This window comes from Deltaproteobacteria bacterium, from assembly GCA_019310525.1.
In the GTDB taxonomy this organism is placed as follows: domain Bacteria; phylum Desulfobacterota; class DSM-4660; order Desulfatiglandales; family HGW-15; genus JAFDEE01.
In genome coordinates this window covers 12244-33841 of record JAFDEE010000040.1, presented here as the reverse complement: position 1 = coordinate 33841, position 21598 = coordinate 12244, and the positions used below count along the sequence as shown (strand labels likewise).

At 55.5% G+C, this 21598-nt stretch carries 19 protein-coding genes; 9 read left to right on the top strand and 10 right to left on the bottom strand.

What is annotated here, in order from left to right; translation table 11 throughout:
• Position 1 precedes the first annotated feature (1 nt).
• The 3 genes from JRF57_09405 to JRF57_09395 form a co-directional block, all read right to left on the bottom strand.
• A complete protein-coding gene (locus JRF57_09405) occupies positions 2-481 on the bottom strand; it encodes a TRAP transporter small permease (GenBank protein ID MBW2303915.1) in 480 nt (159 codons plus the stop codon).
• A 64-nt stretch (positions 482-545) separates the two neighbouring features.
• Positions 546-1547, bottom strand: coding sequence for a TRAP transporter substrate-binding protein (locus JRF57_09400; protein MBW2303914.1), 1002 nt, complete (start codon positions 1545-1547; stop codon positions 546-548).
• A 189-nt stretch (positions 1548-1736) separates the two neighbouring features.
• Positions 1737-2261: a helix-turn-helix transcriptional regulator gene (locus JRF57_09395; protein ID MBW2303913.1), complete on the bottom strand. Its 525-nt coding sequence runs from the start codon at positions 2259-2261 to the stop codon at positions 1737-1739.
• A gap of 426 nt (positions 2262-2687) precedes the next feature.
• Between JRF57_09395 and JRF57_09390 the strand changes: the two genes are divergently transcribed.
• Genes JRF57_09390 through JRF57_09380 form a run of 3 tightly spaced genes read left to right on the top strand, consistent with a single transcriptional unit; the run spans position 2688 to position 5296 of the window.
• The gene (locus JRF57_09390) at positions 2688-2969 is read left to right on the top strand and encodes a TIGR04076 family protein (GenBank protein ID MBW2303912.1); all 282 of its coding nucleotides are present in this window, start codon (positions 2688-2690) and stop codon (positions 2967-2969) included.
• Positions 2966-3487 carry a 4Fe-4S dicluster domain-containing protein gene (locus tag JRF57_09385; protein MBW2303911.1) on the top strand — a complete coding sequence of 174 codons (522 nt, stop codon included), beginning with the start codon at positions 2966-2968 and terminating at the stop codon, positions 3485-3487. Before JRF57_09390 ends, JRF57_09385 begins: the two co-directional genes overlap by 4 nt.
• Complete coding sequence (locus tag JRF57_09380) at positions 3488-5296, top strand: aldehyde ferredoxin oxidoreductase family protein (protein ID MBW2303910.1); 1809 nt, start codon at positions 3488-3490, stop codon at positions 5294-5296. It begins immediately after the preceding gene.
• 194 nt (positions 5297-5490) lie between these two features.
• On the opposite strand, the gene JRF57_09375 is transcribed toward JRF57_09380, so the two are convergent.
• From JRF57_09375 to icd, 7 genes are all read right to left on the bottom strand, one after another.
• Positions 5491-5958 (bottom strand): hypothetical protein, encoded by a 468-nt coding sequence (locus JRF57_09375; GenBank protein MBW2303909.1) that lies wholly within the window; start codon positions 5956-5958, stop codon positions 5491-5493.
• Positions 5959-6045: 87 nt separating this feature from the next.
• Positions 6046-6771: an ABC transporter ATP-binding protein gene (locus tag JRF57_09370; protein ID MBW2303908.1), complete on the bottom strand. Its 726-nt coding sequence runs from the start codon at positions 6769-6771 to the stop codon at positions 6046-6048.
• Positions 6772-6775: 4 nt separating this feature from the next.
• A complete protein-coding gene (locus JRF57_09365) occupies positions 6776-8641 on the bottom strand; it encodes a branched-chain amino acid ABC transporter ATP-binding protein/permease (GenBank protein ID MBW2303907.1) in 1866 nt (621 codons plus the stop codon).
• The gene (locus JRF57_09360; protein ID MBW2303906.1) at positions 8641-9579 is read right to left on the bottom strand and encodes a branched-chain amino acid ABC transporter permease; all 939 of its coding nucleotides are present in this window, start codon (positions 9577-9579) and stop codon (positions 8641-8643) included. The genes JRF57_09365 and JRF57_09360 overlap by 1 nt, the downstream gene beginning before the upstream one ends.
• A gap of 297 nt (positions 9580-9876) precedes the next feature.
• Positions 9877-11037, bottom strand: a complete 1161-nt coding sequence (locus JRF57_09355; GenBank protein ID MBW2303905.1) for a branched-chain amino acid ABC transporter substrate-binding protein — start codon at positions 11035-11037, stop codon at positions 9877-9879.
• 163 nt (positions 11038-11200) lie between these two features.
• Positions 11201-11902 carry a GntR family transcriptional regulator gene (locus JRF57_09350; GenBank protein ID MBW2303904.1) on the bottom strand — a complete coding sequence of 234 codons (702 nt, stop codon included), beginning with the start codon at positions 11900-11902 and terminating at the stop codon, positions 11201-11203.
• 172 nt (positions 11903-12074) lie between these two features.
• Positions 12075-13313, bottom strand: coding sequence for an NADP-dependent isocitrate dehydrogenase (icd, locus tag JRF57_09345; GenBank protein MBW2303903.1), 1239 nt, complete (start codon positions 13311-13313; stop codon positions 12075-12077).
• 281 nt (positions 13314-13594) lie between these two features.
• Between icd and JRF57_09340 the strand changes: the two genes are divergently transcribed.
• The 6 genes from JRF57_09340 (at position 13595) to ilvB (ending at position 21547) form a co-directional block, all read left to right on the top strand.
• Positions 13595-14254 carry a hypothetical protein gene (locus JRF57_09340; protein ID MBW2303902.1) on the top strand — a complete coding sequence of 220 codons (660 nt, stop codon included), beginning with the start codon at positions 13595-13597 and terminating at the stop codon, positions 14252-14254.
• Between the two features lie 344 nt (positions 14255-14598).
• Positions 14599-16179, top strand: coding sequence for a citramalate synthase (locus tag JRF57_09335; GenBank protein ID MBW2303901.1), 1581 nt, complete (start codon positions 14599-14601; stop codon positions 16177-16179).
• Between the two features lie 156 nt (positions 16180-16335).
• Entirely contained in the window at positions 16336-17877 is a 1542-nt protein-coding gene (locus JRF57_09330) for a 2-isopropylmalate synthase (GenBank protein ID MBW2303900.1), read from the top strand.
• Between the two features lie 58 nt (positions 17878-17935).
• Positions 17936-19189 (top strand): 3-isopropylmalate dehydratase large subunit, encoded by a 1254-nt coding sequence (leuC, locus tag JRF57_09325; protein ID MBW2303899.1) that lies wholly within the window; start codon positions 17936-17938, stop codon positions 19187-19189.
• Positions 19190-19293: 104 nt separating this feature from the next.
• On the top strand, positions 19294-19788 hold the full coding sequence (locus JRF57_09320; protein MBW2303898.1) for a 3-isopropylmalate dehydratase small subunit: 495 nt from the start codon (positions 19294-19296) through the stop codon (positions 19786-19788).
• A gap of 73 nt (positions 19789-19861) precedes the next feature.
• The gene (ilvB, locus tag JRF57_09315) at positions 19862-21547 is read left to right on the top strand and encodes a biosynthetic-type acetolactate synthase large subunit (GenBank protein ID MBW2303897.1); all 1686 of its coding nucleotides are present in this window, start codon (positions 19862-19864) and stop codon (positions 21545-21547) included.
• Positions 21548-21598: the final 51 nt, after the last annotated feature.

Below are 21598 nucleotides of genomic sequence, written 5' to 3'. Positions count from 1 at the left end.
TCTAATCTTCCTTTTCCTTCTTCCTGAAGAGGTCCAGGGCCTGAACGATTATGTGAAGGAGCATGATGAGAGCGGAGATCGGGAGAACGACATAAACAAAGGATACGGAGTATCCCAGCGCCGCGGTGGACTGACTCCTCATGGCCAGGGTCAACTTTATTCCGTAAATGAAAAGAATCACCAGCATGAAGATGATGCTCAGGTTGATGATCGTCTTCACGAAGATCTGAATTTTTCCGGAGAGCCGCATGAAAAAGATGTCCAGGGCGGGATGTTCTTCCCCTTTCAGCCCGACGCTCGCCCCCAGGAGGGCCATCCAGGTGAAGGCGAAGGTGGCCATCTCCTCGGACCAGTCGAGGGGCGCGTTGAAGACATAACGGAAGAGCACCTGGAGAAAGACCACGACGGTCATGGCCGCCGTGAGGAGACCCGCCAGGTGTTTTACAAAGATATTGAGAAGGTGACTTATCCTGTCCAGCATTCCCGGTGATCCAGGAGAAGCGGGACAGCCCGGGGTGAGCGGCCGGGCTGCCCGGCATTTTGATTTATTTCACTGCCTTGATGGCGTCGATGATATCTTTTCCCACCTTGGCGGAGTACTTTTCACTCACCGCCCTGGAGGCCTTCCTGAAGGCCTCGATATCGGCCACGTTGAAAAGGACCTTGTTTTCCCTGACAAGTTTGCCGATGACCCGATAATCGATGTCCTTGGTGATCTGAACGGCCGTGGGGACAAGGGCCTTCGCTGTACTCAGGATGGCCTCCTGAACATCGGCGGGGAGGGAGTCGAATTTTTTCTTCGACATGGTGAGCAGGAAGGCCTGATAGATGTGGTTGGTTATGGAGAAATAGGGGGCCGGTTCATAGTGCTTCATGATCTCATAGGAGTACGGCTCCAGTCCCGCCGCATCCAGGACTCCCTGCTGGAGGGCCGTATAGACCTCCCCGAAATTCATGGGGACCGCCTTTGCTCCCCAGGAATTGATGAGGTCTACGTAAAGGGGGTTTTGGATCACGCGGTACTTCATTCCCGCCACGTCTTCTGGTTTATAGATGGGTTTTTTTCTATTGTAGATGCCGCGAAAACCCAGATTCATGCATGCGAGGATTTTTACACCGTGTTTTTCCATCTTCCGGTTGATGGATTGCCCGATCGGTCCGTTCATCACCTTGATGGCATGGTCTACGTCCCGGTACAGAAAGGGGATGTCAATGTAGACCATCTGTTCTTCCCAGAGGGCTAAGAGTGAGCTTTGAACAATGGCCATGTCCACGGTTCCGATCATCTCGCCTTCAATGGTGTCCTTTTCTCCACCCAATTGTCCCGAGTGGTAGATTTTTACGGTGACCTTGTCCCCGATCTTCTGTTCCAGCATCTCCTTGAATTTTTTGGAGATGATGGTGTAGACGAAAAACGGCGGTGCTTCGTTGGCCAGTGAAAGTTCGATCTTTTTTGCGTGGGCCGCACCACCCGGGATGCTCAACATAATGCCCGTCAAAAGAAATGTGATGATGCATGCCAGGGTAAAGATTTTCCTCTGTTTCATGATCCGCCCTCCTTCTGATAGGTGATGAGTTACTTTGGAAATCCGTATTCAAAAGCCCGATGTATTTCCCTCACCCCCTTTCTCTTTATCTTCACCTCGGAGATCGGGCTGGATTCCCGGTTGACATTTCAGCCTCGCAGGGCGCCCCTGTGGATCCGTTTCAGGGGCCCGCTTCCCATACTTTCAGGGTTACCTTCTGATGGTGATCCGGATGGACTCCAGGGTCGATTTGACCTTGAGGTGTTGGGGTTTGGCCGCATCGTAGAAAATGGAGTCCCCTTTTTTTAATTCATGTTGAACCCCGTCGTGTTCGAAGGTGCAACTTCCTTTAAGGATATACACCCAGCAATACCCGTCATGCCGCTGGGGTTCGATTTCAGCCCCCTTCTTTCCCCGGAAATGGCTGACAACTATGTCCTTTGAGATAAGGCCGTAAGGGCATAGAATGGTGATATCGCAACCGCTGATGTGGATCGTTTTCTGGTTTGAAGGGTCGAATTTCCGAAACCCGATGGGCTTATTGTTGAGGAATTCGTCGATCGGTTTCCGGCAGACGTTGGCGATCTCGACCAAAAGATCGACCGAGGGGGACCTCACACCGGTTTCCACCCGCTGCAACATGGAGGTGCTCGTCCCCAGGAGTTCGGCGAATTGTTCAAGGGTGAGTCCCAGGGCCTTTCGTTCCTCTCTGATCTTGGAGCCCAAGCCTTCCATACTTTGTTCCCTTACTTGAACTTGTCGACGATCGCCCGTCAGGGTGAACACGGCATTTAATGAAACTTTAACGGCCATCCTAGCAGAGCCTGGCGGGAAATGCCAACAAAAATATTTATATATGAATGGTTTTTTTCATATATAAATCTGTATTTTCGTGTATAGTGAGAAAGCAACCGGGTAGAGCAAGTTTGACTGGAGGGCGGCCTTTTGATAGTTACAGTCCGGAAAACCACCCATTTGCAAGGGGTTGGGCATCCAGAAGAGGATTAAGGAGATCCTTGGTAAGATCATGGGTTGCCGCCCATAATCCCCTGATCGAAGCGGGAGGCCTTCGGCGTCTGAAGGCCATTGCCGGACGGGCAGGCGGTGATCCAGCTTTTGGGCCCAGGCCTCATAATTTCCTCAAAAGAGAGGAGGAATTTCGTGTATAAATTGAAGATTACGGTGGAAAGGATAGATGGTTATTGCTCCCTTCCCATGTTGGTCGGTGATAGCTTTATTCTGGAGGAGCGGGGGAAGATCATGATCCCTGAGGGCAAATTCATATGTATGTGGGCCCTTCAGAGCATGATGCCCATCCTACCCATCCTCCAGCGAACCGAACCCAGGAAGGGGGAATGGACCAGCCTTTCAGGGGTTCGATTCTCTTGCCCTGATCCCGATGGGCGGGTTCAGTACCGCATAGAAAGGATAGAGGAAGAATGATCATCGTGGATGTTTCAAAGTGTTCGGGTTGCCGCCGTTGTGAAGTCCACTGCTCCTTTTATCATTCTGGGAAGGTTGGAAGGAGCGGGGCCCGAATCAAGGTGGTGAAGGTGGAGGAGTCCGGGATCGATTTCCCCGTCAACTGCAGACTCTGCAAGGAACGTTACTGTGCAAAGTGCCCGGAATCGGCCATCCAGTTCGGTCGGTACGGTCAGGTGGTCCTCTCAACCACACTATGCACGGGATGTGGCACCTGCGAGAAACTCTGTCCCATCGGGGCGATTGAGCTTTTCGAGGAGGTCCCGGTGGTTTGCGATCTTTGCGGCGGTGATCCCCGCTGTGTGAAGGCTTGTACCATGGGGGCCCTTTCCTTTGAACCTGAAGGGGCTGGAAAGGTCAGCCTCGAAATCTTCAAGAAGAGGGCCCGGGGTAAGACCCCGGAAGAAAAGCGACTGGACTTCGCCCTTGAATCCGTTGAGGGACTCAGGGAACAATGGCTCAAGCAAAGGAGGGGTTGAATGCTTCACGGATACGGCGGATACGTGCTTCGGGTCGACTTGACCACGGGCGGAACAAAGAGGGAAAAAACGGATCCCGCTTATGTGATGAGGGCCATCGGGGGGCGGGGCCTGAACTCCTGGCGCCTTTACGATGAGCTGAAGAGGGATGCGGATCCCCTCTCAGAAGAAAACATGCTTCTTATCGGAGTGGGACCCTTAACCGGTACGCTTCTTTCCACGTCGGCCTACACCACTATTTCGGGCAAATCTCCCATGACCGGGATTCTCGGGGATTCCGCGGCAGGCGGTTTTTTCGGTCCTGAGCTCAAACAGGCTGGCTATGATCAGATTATCATCACCGGGAGAGCGGAAAAGCCATGCTATCTCTTCATCGCCGATGACTTCGTGGAGGTCCGGGACGCCTCCCACCTGTGGGGAAAGGATATCTGGGAGACCACATCAGCCATCCGGAAGGAATGTAGTGACAATGCCATACAGGTGGCGGCCATCGGTCCCGCGGGCGAGAACCTGGTCAGGTATGCCACGGTGGCCTGCAACAACTCCCGGATGTTCGGGCGGAGCGGGATGGGTTGCCTTTTCGGTTCGAAAAAACTCAAGGCCGTGGCCGTGCGGGGAAAGGGACGTCTAAGCGTATCGGATCCCCTGGGATTCATGGACCTGTGCCGAGAGCTGGATCGGAGGATTATGGATCACCCTGAGTATGAACGGCGCAAGGCCCTGGGGTCCACGCTCCTGATGAAGGCCTTGCACGGAATCGGGATCCTCCCCACCAATCATTTCCAGGAAGGGTTGGCCCCTTATGTAGATCAGGTGAGCGGTGAGAGGCTGGCGGAGATCTATAAAGTCAAGAACAAGGCCTGTTATAATTGCAACATCCATTGCTCACGGTATTATATTACGGAAGATGGAGAGTCCGAGGGTCCGGAATTCGAGACCCTTTGCAGTTACAGCAGCCGGATCGGGAACGATGATCTCCGCTTCGCCCTGAAAATGAACGCCTTCCTCAACCGCATGGGGGTGGATTCCCTGAGTTCCGGGGAAACAATCGGCTGGGCCATGGAATGCGTGCAAAGGGGGCTTTTGGGCAGGGATGATTTTGAAGGGCTCGATTTTACCTGGGGAAACAGGGAGACCATCGAGAAACTTCTCCATATGATCGTTTACCGGCAGGGAATCGGCGATTTATTCGCGGAGGGAACTCGGCATCTGGCCCGGCATTACGGGAAGGGGACGGAGGAATACGCTTTCCACGTAAAGGGCCTGGACATGATCTGCGGAGATCCCCGGGGCCTGAAGGCCTTCGGGCTCACTTACGCCATCGCCTCCAGGGGGGCGGATCATCTGCGTGCTGAACCTTTCTTCGAATTGACGGAACGCTACGAGGAATCCGAGAGGCGATTCGGCACCCGGGATGCGGCGGACCGTCTATCCGACAATGGAAAGGCCGTTCTGGTGGAGTATACCGAACGGCAGGCCCTGCTCACCGATTGCCTGACCATGTGCAAGAATGTGGGTCTGAGTATGGACATCCTGGATTTCGAGTTTGCCGCCGGGCTGCTTCGGACCGGCACGGGTCTCAAGTTTACGGAGGGCAAGGTGAACGAGGCGCTGCGGGGCGTCATAGATGCCGAGCGGCGCCTAAATATAGATTTCGGGGTGGATGCGAGTCAGGATACCCTGCCGGGGCGGTTTACACGGGAACCTTTGCGGGAAGGCCCTTCAAAGGGAAATGTGGTTCCCATTGAGAAGATGGTCAAGGAGTATTATCGACTCAGGGGCTGGGATGATGACGGGGTCCCGAAATAGCATTACCAGCCGGAAATATTCGTGCGGTTATATCCAAACAAGGACCGGGCCTTTGGGCCCGGTCCTTGTTGTTGATCCTAGGGAATGACGGCGATGACCCTGACTGGAAACCCCGTGGCATCCTTGCCCTTCGGGACCCCGACGAAAACAAGGAACCCGCGGGGCGGCAACCGGAGTCCGCGTGGTGGTAAATATCACTCCTTGTCCCGTATAGGGGGCCAGACTCCTTCTCCGAGAAGAATCCTTCCAACGGTATCTTCTGTGGGGCGGACCTCTCTCATCATCGGAAGTACACCGTCGGCCCCTTTTCCCCAGGCCGTTCCGTAACTCAGTAGAGCACCGAACTCTGAGAAGTGCCGGATGGGGTTGAACCCTTTGTTTCTCAATTTTTTGTATTCTTCCAGGACTTCAGGGAATTTGTACATCACAAACCAGTGAAGCCTGTTTGCCGGGGGTAGATCCGGATTTTCCTCGTACCAGAGATGAATCCCCTGTTCCCGGGCGATTCGTTCGGCCTCTGGCAGAACCGAACTGTAGTCACTGGAGTAAAAGGGAGGGGAGAGGGCCATCCTTTTTGATTCATTGGCCAGGCATTCGGCAAAGGCCGTAATCATCCCCAGGATGAAGGAGATACGATCAACAGGTTGCGTTTTGAGGTTCATTTTCTTCTCCACCCGAAACAGTCTTTTCGAAGCGGTGAAAAGCAGTAGAAGGAAGGAGGTTTCAATCCTGATGCAGCTTGGCCCGGCTTATCCGCCCGTAGCCAGGTAGGCCCGTTTCATCATGTCGTTTGCGAGTAGTTTTTCCGCCGTGTCGGTCAGGAGTATGGCGCCGGTCTGGAGCACATAGCCGCGGTCCGCTATGGAAAGGGCCATGTTGGCGTTTTGTTCCACCACGAAAATCGTGGTTCCCCTCCGGTTGACTTCCTTGATCAGCTCGAATTGTTGGTCCACGAGGATGGGGGCAAGTCCCATGGAAGGTTCATCCATGAGGAGCACCTTCGGGTTCGAAAGAAGTGCGCGGGCCATGGCGAGCATCTGCTGTTCTCCGCCGCTCAAGGTCATCCCGGGCCTGTGGAGGCGCTCCCCGAGGCGGGGGAAAAGGTCTAGCATTCGCTCTATGTCTTTCTTGACGCCCTCCGGATCCTTTCTCAGGTAAGCCCCCATTTCCATGTTTTCGAGCACCGTGAGGCGGGGGAATATCCGGCGGTTTTCGGGAACGATTGCTACCCCGCGGGCTATAATATGCTTGGTGGGTTTGCCGTCGATCCTCTCTCCCATGAGCCGCACGGTGCCCCTTTTGATCTTACAGATTCCCAGGATGGTCTTAAGGGTGGTGGATTTTCCGGAAGCGTTTCCACCCAGGAGACAGACCAGTTCTCCTTCATGAATGCGGATGTTGATATCGTACAACACCTGGATGCTTCCATAAAATGTATCAACGTGTTCCAGTTCCAGGACAGGCGCCTGCTCCATGGCTCTACCCTCTTTTCCTTCCAAGATAGGCCTCGATGACCTGTTCGTTGTTGGCCACCTCGTCGTAAGTCCCCTCCGCGATCTTTCTCCCGTAATCAAGTGCGATGACGGTGTCTGAAATGGCCTGTACCACATTCAGTTTGTGCTCGATAAGAAGAATGGTGTAGCCGTATGTGTCCCGCAGCTTCTTGATGAACAGGGTGATCTCTTCCGTTTCCTGGGGGTTCATCCCTGCCGAGGGCTCGTCCAGCATGAGCACTTTCGCGTTGGTTGCCAGGGCCCTTGCGATTTCAAGGCGCCTGCGGTTGGCGTAAGAGAGGTAAAGGGCCTGCTGATCGAAACGATAACCCGTAAGCCTGGCTCCGAAAAGCTCGAGGATTTCCTTTACTTTCTTTTCCGTTTCTTCTTCTTCCCTCCGGAAGCGGGGCAGGTGAAGGAGGATCGATAAGGGACCTGAACGTGTTCTGCAGAACTGACCGACCTTGGCGTTGTCAAGGACGCTCATGTTGCCGAACAGGCGGAGATTCTGAAAGGTTCGGGCTATTCCCGTCTTGACGATCTGGTGGGGCTTGAGACCTGTGATGTCCTTTCCCTCGAACATCACCATCCCGGTCGTCGGGGGGTAGATTCCCGAAATGATGTTGAATACCGTGCTTTTCCCCGCCCCGTTAGGACCGATGATGCTCAGGATTTCCCTCTCGTGAAGCTTGAAGCTCAGGTCGTTCACGGCCCGGAGACCTCCAAAGTCCTGGGTCACATTACGTAACTCAAGGAGGACCCTCTCGCCCTTTGTATAGCATTCCTCCCCGCGCTCCACCGGATGCTCGCGGCTCCTGTAATATAGATCGGTGGAGGCCCGGAGGACCCCGGATTCGTCCTTGTCCGGGCGTTTCATGCCCCGCACCAGGAACCCGATGGATCCCAGGATGCCCTGGGGGCGGAGGGCCATGAGAACAATGAGAATGAGACCGAAGGACATCATCCGGTATGCCCCGTATTGACGGAGAAACTCGGGAAGAATGGCCAGAAGAACGGCCCCGAGGACTACGCCGATGATGTTCCCAAGGCCTCCAAGGATGACCATGCAGTAGATGATGACGAGCTGTGGGAAGTCGAAGTTATTGGGAAAAACGGAGTCCTGAAAGGAGGCGAAAAGCGCCCCGCTGGCCCCGGCGATGAAGGCTCCGCCGGCAAAGGCCTTGAGTTTCATCCAGGAGGTATTCACCCCCATGGCCTCCGCGGCCAGTTCGTCTTCGCGGATGGCCTCCCACCCCCTGCCGTAACGGGAATTTTTGATTCGGTAGCATCCCAGGAGGACAAGGATGGCGGAGAGCCAGATGAGATAGGAGTAAGCAAGGGGAGAGACGAGCTGAAACCCCAGGATCCTGATAGGATCGAAGTTGAAGATGCCGTTTACCCCACCCGTGATGTTAATGGGGCGGTCGAGGTTCAACAGGAGCAGCTTGAAGATTTGGGAAAAGGCCAGGGTCACGATGGCCAGGTAGTCCCCCTTCAGGCGCATGCTTGTCGAGCCCAGGGCGAAACCGAACCCCATGGTGGCGAAGGCGCATATCGGCAGAACCAGAAGAAAGGGTAGGTGGATGCCGAACTGCTCGGACGAGAGGAAGGCAAAGATATAGGCCCCGATACCAAAGAAGGCGACATAGGCAAGGTCCAGGAGACCCGCGAATCCGGCCACCACGTTCAATCCGAGAGCGAGCATGACGTAGAGACCGGCCATGGTTTGAATTCGAAGCCAGTAATTGTTGGGCATAATATGGGGGGAGAGTGCGAGCAGCAACAACAGCCCTCCCCAGAGGGCGACTCTGGACTTCAGTTTCAATGGGTTTTCCTGCGTATATGTTTCCATCAGACTTTTTCCGGTATCTTTTCCCCGAGCAGACCCGAAGGCCTGAAGATGAGAACGAGTATAAGGATAACGAAGGCAACCACGTCCTTGTAAGCCGAGGGAAAGAAGGTGGTGGCGAGGGATTCGAGAAGGCCGAGGATAATGCCGCCCAACATGGCCCCGGCAATGTTTCCGATACCCCCGAGCACAGCGGCCGTGAATCCCTTGAGGCCCGCCTGGAATCCCACGTAGTAGTCCACCTGGGTGAAGAGAAGCCCCACAAGGGTCCCGGCGGCCCCACCCAGGGCTGAGCCGATGAGGAAAACGAGCACAATGATGCGATCCACGTCTATGCCCATGAATGTGGCGGCCTCGATATCCTGGGCCGTGGCCCTCATCGCCTTGCCGACCTTGGTTTTCTTGACCAGAAAGGTCAGGAGTCCCATGAGAAGGAAAGTAACGGAGAGGACCAGGATCTTCATGAAGGAAAGGACGACGTTTCCCACTTGGAAAACGCGCAGCCCCTCAGGGATAAGTGAAGTGACATGGAAGAACCGTACCTTGGCCCCCTGGTAAGTGAGCACGAGGTTTTGCAGGAAGATGGATACCCCGAGGGCACTCAACAGGAGATTCATCCTGGGGGCCTTCCTGAGGGGTCGATAGGCGAATCTTTCTATGGTGATTCCCAGGAGACCCGTCACTCCCATGGCGATGACGATCATGAGGGAGATCACCAAGGCGGCATGCATTATGGGGACATTGTTCCGTGTAAGTAGATGAAGCACCCACCACCCGGCGAACCCCCCGATCATGTAAACTTCACCGTGGGCGAAGTTCAGCATGAAAAGGATGCCGTAGACCATGGTGTATCCAATGGCGATCAGGGCGTAAACTCCCCCCAAGGTCAGGCCGTTTACCAGTTGCTGGGGAAGTTGCTGGAGTTGGAGGTAAAAGTCCATATTTCTTGCTCACCGTGAAGTTGAGTAAGGGCCGGGAAAATGTGGCCGGGGAACCTCCTCCCCGACCACTTACAGATTTTCTCCAATCTCTGCGCCTGCCTGTGCCGGGCCTATCTGCCATTCCAAGGGGCAGGCAGGCACGGCAGACAGGTCAGGCTCAGATTTTAATCCTCGAAATACTTCAATGTATTCCTGTGGTTAAAATCTTCGCCTTCCTTGACCTTGAATAAAATTGCCTATTTATGGATGGACACGAGTTAATCTCCCTCCGGGGTCAGGACCTCCCGGAAGACCGGATTACTTTCCGGTCATGACGGTAACCTGCTTGAAATCTTTCCCTTCCACGCGGAAGAAGTAAGTCGCGCCACCCTCAAGGTCGCCTTTCTCGTCGAAGGTCACCGGGAACCCTAAAATGCCTTTGTACCCCTTGGTTTCATGGAGGTATTTTACGACTTCTTTTCGGGTGATATCGCCGTCCTTGGCCGCCTTGTCGATTGCGGTGAGAAGGATGTTCATGGCCTCATAGGCGGGAGGACCGAATCCGCTGAGGGTTCCGTACTTCGACTCGTACTTCTTCACATAGCCGGCTGCCTCGGGAATGCTGTAGATATCCGGGGCGAAATGATACACATAGGCTCCCTCGGCCGCACCCTCGGCTGCGGCGATGAAGTCGTTTTTGTCCCTGGCACCTTCTGTTCCGAAAAACACGGCCTTGATGCCCAGTTCTCTCGCCTGCCGCACGCCGATGGCCTGGTCCGGAGCCGTAGTGGCCACGAAGAAAAGGACATCGGGATTATAGGCCTTGACCTTGGTAAGGACGGGAGAAAAGTCTTTGGCCCCGGCCACGATGGTGTCCTGGAAGATATCGGTGATTCCCAACTTTTTGAGCCCCCGGATGGTTTCAGTGGCCAGGTTTTCGCAATAGGCCACCTTTTCGTTGAGAATGGCCACCTTTTTGGCCTTTAGGTGTCTCTTGATAAAAAGGGCACAGTTCCAGCCATGGGCATCGTTCCTGGCGTTGACACGGAAAAAGTGCTTGTACCCCTGTTCGGTGAGGGACGGTTTGGAGGCGGCGGTGGTAATGCATGCGAGGTTTGCGGCGCCGTAAATCTTCATGGTGGCCTGGGCGATGTGGCTCATGGGGGGACCGATAACGCCGTACATCAGCTTATCGGCGACGAATTTCTGGGCCACGTTGACACCTTGGGCTGGATCCATGGCGTCATCACCCATAATGTGCTTGATCTTCACACCTTGGATGCCCCCCTTTGCATTCCACTCATCTACGGCGATCTGGGCGGAATTGAAGATTTCCATACAGGGTGCAGCCGCGTCCCCGGTGAAGGCCCCGGCATTCCCGACATGGATGCCTTTGGAAACTTTTCCTGCGAGTAATGGTGAAGCTGACAGGATCAACAGACCGATCACGACAAACCCCAACATAAGAAATTTTTTCATAATGCCCCTCCTTTTGTAGGTGTGTTAAGAGGTGTGTTAAGAGGACGAAAGAGGAAGACCTTGCGAAAAGTCCCGGTAATGGGCCGCGTTCCCTGAGAGGCCCGCGGTGCCCTGAACCGAAACTGTTCTTCGGCCATCCGGATTTCGACTTCCCCCAAGACGATCAATCAAGGCCCTGTCTGATGAACTGTTTTTCCCTGGAACGTTTCAAAAAGCTGAGGATATCCTCCTTGACCACCATGAGGTGGGCGGAGATGGCCTTTTCCGTTTCTACGGGATCTCTTGCCGCTATCGCCTGATAAATTTTTTTATGATCATCCCTGGCACGCTCGGCGATTTCAGGAATATGGATGCATGCGATACGGAATTTCAGGGTGTGGTCTCCCAGATTTTTGCTGATCAAGTAAAGCCGTTTGCTCCGGCATGCCTTGTAAATGATGTGGTGAAATTCGATATCCAGGTCAATCATCTTTTCAGTCCGGCCGCTTCGGAGCACCTCGTCCGTTTCATCCAGGTTTTTTTTGAGAAGGGAGATTTCTTCATCTGTAATCTTAGGCAGAGCCCATCGGGCCACGATCTGTTCAATGGCCGTGCGGACGGCGAAGAGATCCTCGACATCTTCGTCAGACAAGTCCTCGACCACGTATCCGGCCCGAGGAATGGAATAGACAAGACCCTCCTGGGCGAATCTTTTCAAGGCCTCCCTGACGGGGGTTCTGCTTACCCCCATCTGATCGGCCAACGCGGCCTCGATCATCCTGGTTCCGCCGGGAATTTGACCGGTGATGATGGCGTTTCGAAGATCCCGATACACGCGCTCGGTCAAGGACATCTCATCCATTTTTGAAGGGACGGTTATTTTCATGGAATGGGCTTTATGTGTTGAAATGGAATGGTATTATATTTTTTGTATACAAGCGGCATACATTTAACTATACAAATTTCTCCCCCCTCGTCAAGGAGAAAATTGTGGTGGATTTTATTCCAATGTGGATCAATGTTTCCGGTTCTTTTACCAGGGCGGACAAAGCCTTGCCCTAGACCATATTTTCGCAGACCAGATCGGCGAATCCCGAGCAGGATACCTCTTCAGCCCCGTCCATGAGCCTGGCAAGATCGTAAGTGACCTTGCGTGATGAAAAGGTTTTCTCCAGGCCCATCTCGATCCGCCGCGCCGCTTCGGACCAGCCCAGATGGTCGAGCATCATGGCCCCGCTCAGGATCAAGGAAGAAGGGTTCACCTTGTCAAGGCCGGCATATTTAGGGGCCGTACCGTGTGTGGCCTCGAAGATGGCATAGCCGGTTTCGTAATTGATATTGGCGCCGGGGGCCATTCCGACCCCTCCCACTTGGGCGGCCAGGGCGTCGGAGATATAGTCCCCATTCAGATTGGTGGTGGCGATGATATCGAAATCTTCCGGCCGGGTCAGGGCCTGCTGAAAGAAGATGTCCGCGATGGTGTCTTTGATAAGGACCTTTCCCCCTGAAGAGCCCCCCTTCGCTTCTTCCCAGGAAGCGGTCTTATCCGGGTAAAGTTCCCGGGCGAGTTCATATCCCCAGTTTCTGAAGGCCCCTTCGGTGAATTTTTGGATGTTTCCCTTATGAACAAGGGTGATGCTCCGTCTCCCCTTGGCCAAGGCGTAATCAAGGGCAGCCTTGATAAGACGGCGGCTGCCCGTCTTACTTATGGGTTTGATCCCTATGCCCGAATCGGGCCGGATGCGCCAGCCGAGTTCTCGGGAAAAGTAGTCCATAAGATTCCGGGTTTCTTCCCGCCCGGCCTCCAGTTCCATGCCTGCATAGACATCTTCCGTGTTTTCCCGGAAAACGACCATGTCGACTTTCCCGGGTTCTTTGACAGGGCTTGGCACCCCCCGGAAATAACGGACCGGCCTTATGCAGGCATAGAGATCCAGCTTGTGCCTCAAGGCGACGTTGAGGCTGCGGATGCCTTCTCCGACAGGCGTGGTAAGGGGGCCTTTGATCCCGACCCTGTATTCCCTGAAGGCCTCGATGGTCTCCTGGGGCAGCCATCTCCCGGTTTCCCGGTGGGCCTTTTCCCCGGCCAGGACCTCTTTCCAGACGAGCCTCCGGGTCCCTTCCCAGCAGAGTTCAACGGCCCGGTCCAGTACACGGGCCGCCGCCTTCCAGATATCGGGTCCTATGCCGTCTCCTTCAATATAAGGAATGACGGGATGGTTCGGGACCATCAGCCGATTTTCTTCAAATGTGATTTTTTCCTCGGGTCCCACGTCGTCAACAACCTCCGCTTTCATTTCTGGCTCAGGGAAAGTGTACCGGAACCGATCGCGTAAGGTCCCGGGAGGCGGATTCCCTTCAAGGACTTTCATGTGCGAGTGAAGCATATTCGAGGGAAATGTTCAAGGAGGAAAGATTATGAATAAGGATTATATTGATCGGCCTGAAAAGGGGGAATTGACAGGGGCCGGAGGGGTTGATATGAGCTTCTTTTAAGATCATTCAATCCGAGCGGGAACCCTCGTGTTCACAGCTTGTCCAGAAGGGACGCCCCGGGCGGAGAAGGAGAGGGTGAACCATGACCAAACTCCATCTGAGCGTTTCGGAGGCTTACAGGAAGCGGTATCCTGGAGTACCTTTCGGGTGGTCCATGATCCGTGGATGCCGAAATCACCCCAATCCCCCGGGATTCGACGCTTACAAAAGGAGACTTCTCCGAAGAATGAGGAAAAGGGAGACCCTGGCACGGATCACGGAGCGGATCGAGGCCTATGATCGGTTCTTCCGAGGATTCGGATATGAATGCCCTTTGCCGAAGCACCTGAAGCGGACTATTCACAGTGGCTTCCCTCGCTATGACCTCTTCGTGGACGCCCATATAATGGCGGAAATGTGCGCGGGTATCCTGGTGGCCGTGACGGATCTTGATCGTTTCGAGGGGCGTTTGACCCTGGATGTGGCCGGGGAGGGGGAAGTCTCTGAAGGAATGGGCGGACGGGAGTTTCAAACAAAGGAAGGAGAAATAGTCCTGAGGGATGAAAAGGCCATCGTGTGTGTCCTGTGCCAGGGCGCGGACGAGAAGACCCGGGTGCGGAGCGAAACCGAAAACGTCCTTTTTTATGCCTTCGGCATCCCCGGCATCGGAACCGATCATCTCCGGTACGGTCTGGGAGTGGCGGCAGAGGCCGTGAACGAATTCGGCGGGGGGCGGATCCAAGGCATCGAGATCCTTGAATGAACTTGATGCCGGTTTGATTCAAGTTTCAGTAAGGGAAGGACGATTTGAGGGATAGTAGCAAAAGGCCGAAAAATTTCTTGACATTGTATCTGAAATAGATTAAAAATGCTTTTTAATTTTAATTCGGCAGCAAAATAAAAGAAAAAATGAATCTGGTCCATAACATTATCGTCATTATCAGCGCAGTAGGGATACTTGTATCCCTGCTGCTTCTCCTGCTTGGGGTAATTCCAAGACCCCCGGGCCTGATAATGACTTAACGCTCAAACCAGTTCATCACAAGATCCGTTATCAGGCCCGCCTGATAACGGATCTTTTTTTTGGTTGCGGGGGGAGCATGGAAAATGGGAAGGCAAATCCTGCTATACGACACGACACTCAGAGACGGTACCCAGGGGGAGCAGATCAATTTTTCCGCCGAGGACAAGATCAGGGTGTGCCGGAAGTTGGATGATTTCGGTATCCACTATGTAGAAGGAGGCTGGCCGGGTTCCAACCCGAAGGATGCCAGGTTTTTTGACATGGCCCGACAGATCCCTTTTAATCGGACACGGCTTGCCGCCTTTGGGAGTACACGTCGCGCCAGCCTGAGACCGGAAGAAGATCCCAGCATCCAGGCCCTCCTGGATACCGGGGTCGGGACTGTGACGGTCTTCGGCAAAAGCTGGGATATCCACGCCACCGAAATTCTCGGGGTGTCTCTGGAGGAAAACCTCGCCATGATCCGGGAGACGGTGGCCTATTTAAAGGAAAAGGGGAGGGAGGTTATTTACGACGCAGAACATTTCTTCGACGGGTACAAGAGAAACCCCTCCTATGCCTTTGAGACCGTGAAGGCCGCAGCGGAGGGAGGGGCCGATCGGATCGTTTTTTGCGATACCAACGGCGGGAGCCTGCCGGACGAAATCGAGAAGATCATCAGTGAAGTCATGCCGGAGGTGGATGTCCCCACGGGGATCCACGCCCATGACGATTGCGGTCTGGCCTTGGCCAATTCCCTGAGTGCTGTTAAGAGCGGTGTCACCATGGTCCAGGGGACCATCAACGGTTATGGGGAGCGGTGTGGAAATGTGGACCTGATCGCCGTCGTGGGTAACCTTCAGTTCAAGATGGGCTATGAGGTGCTGCCTACTGAAAACCTCAGGAAGCTTACGGAACTCTCCCGCTATGTGAGCGAAATCGCCAACGTGCCTCCTTTCAATCAGCGGCCCTTTGTAGGCAAAAGCGCCTTCGCCCACAAGGGCGGTGTCCACGTGAGCGCCATCCTCAAAAACCCAGTGGCATACGAACACATGGAACCTGAGTTGGTGGGAAACCGCCGCAGGGTCCTGGTATCGGATCTCTCCGGGAAGAGCAACATCGAGTACAAGACCCAGGAGATGGACATCAAGCTGGGCGGGAACGGATACACGAGCCGGAAAATCGTTGAGGAGATAAAGCGTCTGGAGGATCAGGGATATGAATTCGAGGCCGCCGAGGGGTCCTTGGAGCTTTTAATAAAGAAGGCGACCGGGCAGTTAGAGGAACCTTTCAGCCTTGAATCCTTCCGGGTGACGATCGAAAAGAACGGCAAAGGCCCAAGTGCATCCCAGGCCACGATCAAGATCTCGGTGGGAGATGAACAGGAGATTACGGCCGCCGAGGGTGATGGACCGGTCAATGCCCTGGACAACGCCCTCCGGAAGGCCCTCCACAAGTTTTACCCGGAGATCCGGGAGATGAGGCTGGTGGATTTCAAGACCAGGGTGATCGAAGGATCCGACGGAACGGCGGCCCGGGTGCGTGTCCAGATCGAGTCCAGGGATGCGAAGGAGATCTGGTCTACGATCGGGGTTTCTACAAACATCATTGAAGCCAGTTGGCAGGCCTTGGCCGACAGTGTCCAGTACAAACTTTCACGATCAGTGAACGGGAAAAAGGAATGAAAACAGGAAAAGACAGAGAAACGGTGAATAACGCCGCAGGTTCCTCCCAAGGGGGGAACCTGCGGCGTATGCTCGTTCGATAACCTCCATTGAGAACGGTTTGTCCATACTGCTTGAAAAACGCTGAAAACGATTATACGAGGAGGTTATCAGCCTATGGAACGAGTGATTATCTTTGATACCACCCTCAGGGACGGAGAGCAGTCCCCGGGGGCGAGCATGAATGCAGCCGAGAAACTAAGGCTGGCAAGGCAACTGGAAAAACTGGGAGTGGATGCCATTGAAGCGGGATTCCCCGCCGCCTCTCCCGGCGATTTTGAAGCTGTCAAGCAGATTGCGGCAAGGATTCGGAAGGCACAGATCACCGCCCTTGCGCGCGCCAACAAGGAAGACATCGACAAGGCCTGGGGAGCCATCAAGGATGCAGCCAATCCCAGGATCCACACCTTTATCGCCACCTCCGACATCCATCTGAAACACAAGCTCCGTATGAGCCGGGAAGAGGTGATTAGGGCGACCGTGGAAGCGGTCGGTTACGCCAAGTCCTTCACGGACAACGTGGAATTCTCGTGTGAGGACGGATCCCGGAGCGACAGGGATTACATCTGCCGGGTCTTCGAGGCCGCCATCGAGGCGGGTGCCACGACCGTGAACCTTCCCGATACCGTGGGTTACGCCATGCCGGACGAGTTCGGTGAACTGATCCGCTATGTCCGTACCCACACCCCCAATATCCACAAGGCGGTCCTGAGCGTTCATTGCCACAACGACCTGGGGCTGGCAACGGCCAACACCCTGGCCGGGATCCGGAACGGTGCCCGTCAGGCCGAGGTGACCATCAACGGCATCGGGGAGCGGGCCGGGAACACTTCCCTGGAAGAACTCGTCATGGGTCTCTATACCCGGCGCGAACACCTGGGACTCCGGACCTCCATCGAGACCCGGGAGATTTACCCCACAAGCCGCCTGGTGAGCATGATCACGGGAATCGTGGTCCAGCCCAACAAGGCCGTGGTGGGGGCGAATGCCTTCGCACACGAGGCAGGGATCCACCAGGATGGGGTCCTCAAGAACCGGATGACTTATGAGATCATGGAGCCGGAGACCATAGGGTTGGCCAAGAACCGCCTGGTGCTTGGGAAACACTCGGGGCGGCACGCCTTCCGGGAGAAACTCAAGGAACTCGGCTACGAGGTATCCGATGAAGACGTGCAGCGTCTTTTTGAGAAGTTCAAGACCCTGGCGGACAAGCGCAAGGAGATCCAGGACGAAGACATCGAGGTCCTTTTCGCCGAGGAGATCCTGCGGGTGCCGGATCGCTACAAGCTGGCTTATCTCAATGTGGTGAGCGGAACAGGGGCGGTGCCGACCGCGACAGTGAAACTGTTGATCGACGGGGAGGAGGTCCAGAGCGCGGGGTTCGGTGTGGGACCCATTGATGCCGCCTTCAATACCATCGCTAAGATGACGGGAACCCGTTCCAGGCTGATACGCTTCTCCGTCGAATCCATAACCGGAGGGATGGACGCCCAGGGAGAGGTGACCGTAAGGCTCAAGGAAAACGGCCTGGTGGCCCTGGGAAAGGGGGCGGATCCCGATATCATCACGGCGAGCGCCAAGGCTTATGTCAACGGGTTGAATCGACTTGAATACCTGAAGAAGAATCCCAGCGTGGCCCCTGAGGCGATGGGATTGTAAAACCTGAAACTGAGCAAAAGGGACATCAAGAGAGGAAGGGGAATCCATGACACAACCAATGACTATCACGGAAAAGATACTGGCCGCCCACGCCGGGCTCGGGACCGTAAGTCCGGGTGATTTGATCCAGGTGGACGTGGATCTGGCCCTGGCCAATGACATCACCGCGCCCCTGGCGATCCGAGTCTTCGAGGAGATCGGGAGGGAACGGGTCTTTGATCCGGAGAAGGTCGCCCTGGTCTCGGACCATTTCGTTCCCAACAAGGACATCCCCTCGGCCAGGCAGGCCAAGATCATCCGGGAGTTCGCCAGGAGCCAGGGAATCGTCCACTATTTGGAATTGGCTTACGGGGGAATCGAACATGTCATCCTGCCCGAGCAGGGCCTGGTCCTCCCGGGGGATCTGGTCATGGGAGCGGACAGCCACACCTGTACTTACGGGGCCCTCGGTGCCTTTTCAACTGGGGTGGGGAGCACGGACCTGGGAGCCGTCCTGGCCACCGGGCGGACCTGGCTCAGGGTCCCTCCAACGATCAAGGTGATCTACCGTGGGACCCTGGGAAAATGGGTCGGGGGCAAAGATCTTATTCTCTACACCCTGGGAAGGATCGGCGTGGAGGGCGCACTTTACAAGACCCTGGAATTTTCAGGGGAGGTCATAGGTTCCCTTTCAATGGACCAGAGGCTGACCATGGCCAACATGGCGGTGGAAGGGGGAGCGAAAAACGGGATCGTGGAACCGGATGAGATCACCCGGCAGTACGTGGCCGGGCGCTCTGAACGGGAGCCCATTTTTTACAGTAGCGACAGGGATGCCCGTTACGAGCGGGTCCTGGAGGTACAGGTGGACGATTTGGAACCCCAGGTGGCCTTTCCCCACTCCCCTGACAACGTGCGGCCCGTCTCCGAGGCGGGAGACGTCCCGGTGGATCAGGTATTCATCGGCTCCTGCACCAACGGGCGCATGGAGGACCTTCGGATCGCCGCGGACATCCTGAAGGGCCGAAGGACTTCCAGGAACCTCAGGCTGATCGTAATCCCCGGCAGCACCCGTATCTACCGGGAGGCCATCGAAGAGGGAATCATCCAGACCTTCCTGGAAAGCGGGGCCGTGATCGGGCCTCCTTGCTGCGGTCCCTGCCTGGGGGGACACATGGGCATCCTTGCGGAGGGAGAGCGGGCCCTTTCCACCACCAATCGAAATTTCGTCGGCAGGATGGGACATCCGGAAAGTGAGGTATACCTGGCAGGTCCGGCCGTGGCAGCGGCAACGGCCGTCCTGGGGAGAATAGCTTCCCCTGAGGAGTTGTAAGCAATAGGGGGGAAGTGTTTCGTTTGCAATGGCCCGAATCCCGGACCATGGCATGCCGGGGAATGCCGGTAAAATTCCTGCAGACACTAAGGAGAGAGAATATCATGAAATACGAGGGAAGGGTGTGGAAATTCGGGGACCACGTGGATACGGACGTGATCATTCCCGCGAGGTTCCTCAATGTATCGGACAAGGACGAACTGGCCAAGCACTGTTTTGAGGATGTGAGGCCCGAGTTCGTAAAGGAGGTCGCACAGGGAGATATCCTTTTGGCCGGGGTCAATTTCGGTTGCGGGTCCTCGCGGGAACATGCCCCCTTGGCTATCAAGTCGGCCGGAATCGGGGTGGTGGTCGCAAGGAGCTTCGCCCGCATCTTTTACAGGAGCGCCTTTAATATCGGCCTGCCCATCCTTGAATGCGAGGAGGCTTTTGATGCCTTCTCTGACGGGGAACAGATCTCCGTGGATCTCCGGACGGGTGAGATAGGGAGCAAGGTCGAAGGGGTCAGGGTCTTCGCCAAGCCTATACCGGATTTCATGAGTAGAATCATCGAGGCCGGTGGCCTGGTTCCCTATATAAAGGCAAAGGGGACTTTTTGATAAAGGGTGCTCGAAAAAGGGCCAAGATATCGTCATTATCCAAACCCATTTTTTTAGAAAAGAGGTGATCGCTATTAAACTCACTGGTGCGCAAATCATAATGAAGGCCCTCCAGGAAGAGGGAGTGGATACGATCTTCGGTTTCCCCGGCGGCGCCGTCCTGGATATATACGACGCGCTGGTCAAGACGGATCTCCGGCACGTCCTGGTCCGTCACGAGCAGGGAGCCGTTCATGCCGCCGACGGGTATGCCCGGGCCTCGGGCAAGGTCGGGGTTTGTCTGGTGACCTCCGGGCCGGGGGCCACAAACACGGTGACCGGGATCGCGTCGGCTTACATGGACTCGGTCCCCCTGGTGGTGTTCACCGGACAGGTGCCCACGGCCCTGATCGGCAACGACGCCTTTCAGGAGGTGGATATCGTGGGGATCACCAGGCCCTGTACAAAGCACAACTACCTTGTCAAGGACGTGGAGGAGCTGGAAAGGACCATCAGGGAGGCCTTTTTTATCGCCCGTTCCGGGCGTCCGGGGCCGGTTTTGATCGATTTGCCAAAGGACTTGGTCCAGGCCAAGACCTCGAACCGGCCCATCAAGGAGGTTCGCCTCCGCTCTTATCATCCCACTTACGAGCCCAACAGCAAACAGTTGCCCAAGGTGGTGAAGCTTCTAAAGGAGGCCAAGCGGCCTCTTGTTTTCACGGGTGGAGGGGTCATCCTGTCAAAGGCCTCCGAAGAACTCAGGAGATTCGTCGCAAAGATCCATGCCCCTGTGACCTCCACCCTCATGGGGCTGGGGGGCTTCCCCGCCTCCGACCCCCTGTGGCTGGGAATGATAGGGATGCACGGCACTTACAGGGCCAACATGTCCAGCGGGGAGTGCGATCTGCTTATCGCCATCGGGGTCCGTTTCGACGACCGGGTCACGGGAAGGACGGATGCCTTCGCCCCCAACGCCAAGATCGTGCATATCGATATCGATCCCACATCGATACGGAAAAATATCCCTGTGACCGTTCCCATCGTGGGCGACTGCCGGATCACTCTGGAAAAACTCAATGCACTCCTGGAGACGGAGGATCTGGGGAATATCAAGGAGAAAAGGCGTCCCTGGCTGGACCAGATCGAAGAATGGAAATCCACCATGCCCCTGGACTATGAGCAGAGCGATGTGATCAAGCCCCAGTTCGTTGTAGAAAAGCTATACGAGCTGACCCGGGGGGAGGCCATCATAACCACTGAGGTGGGCCAGAACCAGATGTGGGCCGCCCAGTACTACCATTTCGATCGGCCCAATTGTTTCATCACCTCGGGGGGGCTTGGTTGCATGGGATTCGGGTTCCCCGCGGCCATCGGGGCCCAGATCGCCTGCCCGGACAAGCTCGTGATCGATATCGCGGGTGACGGGAGTATCCAGATGAACATCCAGGAGATGGCCACCGCCGTCCAATACAACCTGCCTGTCAAGGTGGCGATCCTGAACAACGGATACCTGGGGATGGTCCGCCAGTGGCAGGAATTGTTTTACGACCGCTGCTATGCCCACACGGAAATGAGCTGCGCCCCGGACTTTGTCAAGCTGGCAGAGGCCTATGGCGCAGTGGGGCTCCGGGCCACGAAACCCGAAGAGGTGGAGGGGATCATCAAGGAGGCCCTCTCAGTGCAAAGACCGGTCATTATGGATTTCCAGGTGGAGAAGGAGGAGTGTGTCTATCCGATGGTGCCGGCGGGTGAGCCGATCACCGAGATGCTTCTCGTTTAGAGACCAAAGATGTGTCCTCCTGGCACTTCCCCTGGTTTGTGGGGTGGATCG